The organism is Dehalococcoidia bacterium (assembly GCA_035574915.1).
Classification (GTDB): Bacteria; Chloroflexota; Dehalococcoidia; order DSTF01; family WHTK01; genus DATLYJ01.
The window spans coordinates 1-3,833 of the sequence record DATLYJ010000066.1 but is presented as its reverse complement, the minus strand read 5'-3'; the positions used below and the strand labels follow the sequence as shown (position 1 = coordinate 3,833).

Sequence of the window (3,833 nt, the reverse complement as noted above, 5' to 3'; positions counted from 1 at the left end):
TGGACGCGCACTCGCGCGTCCGCGTCAACGACCTCTTCGTCGAGATGCGAGAGATCCTCGACGCCCTCGTTGGCCACTCAGGGCCGGCCTAGCGGCGTCCGCCGCGCAGCCTCGGGTCGAGCACGTCCCGCATCGCATCGCCGAAGAGGTTGAAGCCGAAGATGGCGAGGCTGATGGCCAGGCCGGGGAAAAGCGCGAGGGTGGGCCGGTGCTCGAAGAACGGGCGAGAGGCGCCGCTCAGCATGTTCCCCCATGAGGCCGTCGGCGGCTGGACGCCGAGGCCGCCAGGTCAGGTCGGTGTCCGCCGGGTGGCACTGTGCCCCGTTGCCGTGACGCAAAGGCCGCCGGCTAAGGCCGGCGGCTCCAGATGGACATCGACGTGGTACCCCCGACAGGACTCGAACCTGTGCACCCGGCTCCGGAGGCCGGCGCTCTATCCAACTGAGCTACGGGGGCTCCCTCAGATCTTACCTTCGGCGGACTCGCCGTCACAAGCGCGAGGACGCGCCGCTGCCACGGCCCGGGCCGCGGAGGCCCGCGATGGTGAGGCTGGACGGCCGAATGCGCCTGGCCTTACTGTTTGCTCATCGAGGCGTGCCGGGAAGTCTGGTCGGCGATGGGGTGACCATGGCCGACCAGCCCGACGAGCGCCGCAGCAACGCGCCCCCGCTCCCTAGCATCATCCTCGCCCGTCACGAGCGCACCTTCGTGCCGGCGCGCGTGCGCCAGTTCGTCCAGGTCTTCATCAGCACCGAGGCGACGAGCGGCCTGGTTCTCCTCGCGGCGGCCCTGGCCGCGCTCGTCTGGGTGAACTCGCCCTGGGGCGACTCCTATGACGACCTCTGGCACACGCTGATCGTCATCGACCTCGGCATCGTCTCCATCGTCGAGGACCTGCAGCACCTCGTGAACGACGGCCTGATGACCGTGTTCTTCTTCGTGGTCGGCCTGGAGATCAAACGCGAGTTTGTCCACGGTGAGCTGGCGCATCCGCGCAGGGCAATGCTGCCGGTAGCCGGCGCCATCGGCGGCGTCATGGCGCCGGCCCTTATCTTCACCAGCCTGAACCTCGGCGGGCCCGGCGAGCGCGGCTGGGGCATCCCAATGGCCACTGACATCGCCTTCGCGGTCGGTGTCATGGCGATCGCGGGGACTCGCGTGCCCCTCGGCCTCAAGATCTTCGTCCTCGGCCTGGCCATCGTCGACGATATCGCCGCAATCCTCGTGATCGCCGTTTTCTACACCTCGGACCTGGCCTTCGACTGGCTTGGATTCGCCGGCTTCTGCCTGGCCACGATCTATGCGATGAACAGCCGCGGCGTCAGGACCGTGAACGTCTACGTGGCCGTCGGGGTAGTGATGTGGGTCGCCATGCTGAAGTCCGGAGTGCACCCGACGATTACGGGAGTCGTCCTGGGCCTCCTCACACCGGCGCGGCCCTTCTACGACCCCGCGACCTTCGCGGAAGTCGCGCGCTCGCTCGTCGACCGCTTCCAGGAGGCGCTCGCATCGGGGTCGAAGAACGACCAGGAGAACTTGCTGGAGCAGATCGAAGACCTGACCACGGGCAGTCAGGCCCCGCTCGACAGCCTTGAGCACGCCCTGCACGTGTGGGTGAGCTACGGCGTGATGCCTCTGTTCGCCCTCGCCAACGCCGGCGTCGAGCTGTCGCCCGGCTCGATCGAGGCGGCAGTGTCGAGCGCGACGGCGCAGGGTGTCTACTTCGGATTGGTGTTCGGGAAGCTGGGCGGCATCGTGCTGGTCTCGTGGCTGGCCGTGAGGCTCGGCATCGCCACACTGCCCACGGGTACAACCTGGCGCCACATGGTAGGCGCCGGCCTGGTGTGCGGCATTGGCTTTACAGTGTCTCTCTTCATCACCGGCCTGGCGTTCGATCAGCCGGAGCTTGTCGATGAGGCAAAGGTCGCGATCCTGGCGGGATCGTTGACGGCCGGGCTCGCCGGCTTCCTCTACCTGCGCTTCGCCGCGCCGGCCCAGGCGGGCCCGGAGCCGGCGGCACTCCAGGCCGCTCAGGCCGAGGCGTCGTAGACGGCGAGGGCGCCCATCAGATAGCCGGCTACCAGAGCAGCGGCCGAAAGGTCGAACGGCAGCCGCCGCCTCTCGGCCTTGAGGACGATGGCCGCGATGCCTATCGTCATGAGCCCGATCGCGACCACCGCGGGCGTCGCCGCCGACAGGTCCGCGGCCTCCATGATCCTGCCCTCCGTGTGCGCGAGCTCCAGGACGAGCAGGATGGCCATGTTCTCGGCATTGCTGCCGAACAGGTTACCGAGCGCCAGGTCCAGCGCCCCAAGACGCACCGCTGTCGCGCTCACCACGAGCTCCGGTAAGGAGGTCACGAGTGCCAGCGCCAACGTCCCGAAGAAGGTCTCCCCAACGCCGGTGTCCTGAGCCAGCTCCGAGGCCGTGCGCGCCAGAAATGGTCCCGCGGCGAAGATCAGCAGCGCGGCGGCGGCAAAGCCGGCCACGGCCCGCCTCAGCGTGCCTGCACCGGAGGGCTCGCCGTGGCTTCCGGCGCGTCCATGGACCTCTCGAAGCGCCGCAACGCCGGCAAGCCAGCCGGCCGCGATGAGGACCGGGCCGAGCCCGACCGGGCCCACGCCCGGTTGCGACTTCGCCGTCAGGAAAAGGACGGCCAGGACAGTGAGCAGGATCGCCAGGGTCGCGGTGAGCACGTTCTCCAAGGCGACGCTCTGGAGCAGGCGCTTCGTTGGAAAGGCGAGCCCGATCGCGCCCAGGATAGCCATGTTCGCCATGCTGCTGCCGAAGAGGTCGCCGATCGCCAGGTCCAGCGCCCCCTGCCGCACCGCTGAAACGTCGGTCACCAGCTCCGGCGCCGAAGTCGTGACCGCGACCAGCACCGAGCCCATCCAGAGGCGGCCAATTCCCGTTTCCGTCGCTATGATGTCGGCCGTGCGGGCCAGCACCGTCCCGCCAGCGACGACAGCCGTTGCAGTTATCGCGAACAGGAGCCACGCGTCCACGGCCCGATCCTATCCTTGTCCGTCGCCAGCGCAGGTGCCGATCAGCATGATGGTGCCCGCTGGCCGGGCCGGGGGGTGCGCGTACCGCGCCGTTGCCCTCAGACGGCGCGCGTGCGTTGCCGGTATTGCACCGCCTCCGCCAGATGAGCCGCGCCGATCGTCTCCGCGCCCGCCAGGTCCGCGACCGTGCGCGCCACCTTGAGGATGCGGTGAAAGGCGCGCGCGGAAAGCGATAGCTGGCTCGTCGCCAGCTTTAGGAGCGACCGCGCCCCCTCGTCGAGGCGTGTCTGGCAGAAGTCGCGTACCTCTGCCGGCGTCATTTCCGCGTTGCACTGCGTGGCCGCGGCCTCGAAACGCTGGTTCTGCAGCGTCCGCGCCCGGTCGACTCGCTCGCGGACGGCGACCGAAGGCTCCGCGGGCGCGAGCGAGGACAGCTTCTCGTAGTCGATCCTGGGCACCTCGACGAAGATGTCGATGCGGTCGAGCAGCGGCCCCGAAATCCGCCGCTGGTATCGCGAGACCGTCGACTCCGAACACACGCACTGCTTGACGGGGTCGCCGTAGTTCCCGCAACGGCAGGGGTTCATCGCCGCCACCAGCATGAAATTGGCGGGGAAGGTGACCGAGCCGTTCGCGCGGCTGATGGTGACCAGGTGGTCCTCCAGCGGCTGCCTCAGGACCTCGAGAGTCTGCTGTCCGAACTCCGGCAGCTCGTCCAGGAACAGGACACCGCGGTGTGCCAGGCTGATCTCGCCCGGGCGCGGCTGGCGGCCGCCGCCGACAAGGCCGGCCTGGGAGATAGTGTGGTGGGGAGCGCGGAAGGGACGC

Annotated in this window: 4 protein-coding genes and 1 tRNA gene; 1 reads left to right on the top strand and 4 read right to left on the bottom strand. The window is 68.8% G+C overall.

The features are described from left to right. Window positions 1–88: 88 nt before the first annotated feature. Window positions 89–244, bottom strand: coding sequence for a hypothetical protein (locus tag VNN10_06280; protein HXH21617.1), 156 nt, complete (start codon window positions 242–244; stop codon window positions 89–91). Between the two features lie 136 nt (window positions 245–380). Continuing rightward, a tRNA-Arg gene (locus VNN10_06275) sits at window positions 381–456 on the bottom strand. Between the two features lie 171 nt (window positions 457–627). Here VNN10_06275 and nhaA point away from each other — a divergent pair. Continuing rightward, window positions 628–2,049 (top strand): Na+/H+ antiporter NhaA, encoded by a 1,422-nt coding sequence (nhaA, locus tag VNN10_06270; GenBank protein HXH21616.1) that lies wholly within the window; start codon window positions 628–630, stop codon window positions 2,047–2,049. Here nhaA and VNN10_06265 read toward each other — a convergent pair. Next, complete coding sequence (locus tag VNN10_06265) at window positions 2,031–3,005, bottom strand: hypothetical protein (protein HXH21615.1); 975 nt, start codon at window positions 3,003–3,005, stop codon at window positions 2,031–2,033. The two genes, nhaA and VNN10_06265, sit on opposite strands and share 19 nt — an antisense overlap. A gap of 98 nt (window positions 3,006–3,103) precedes the next feature. Then, a partial coding sequence (locus VNN10_06260) for an ATP-binding protein (GenBank protein ID HXH21614.1) occupies window positions 3,104–3,833 on the bottom strand: 730 nt, incomplete at its 5' end.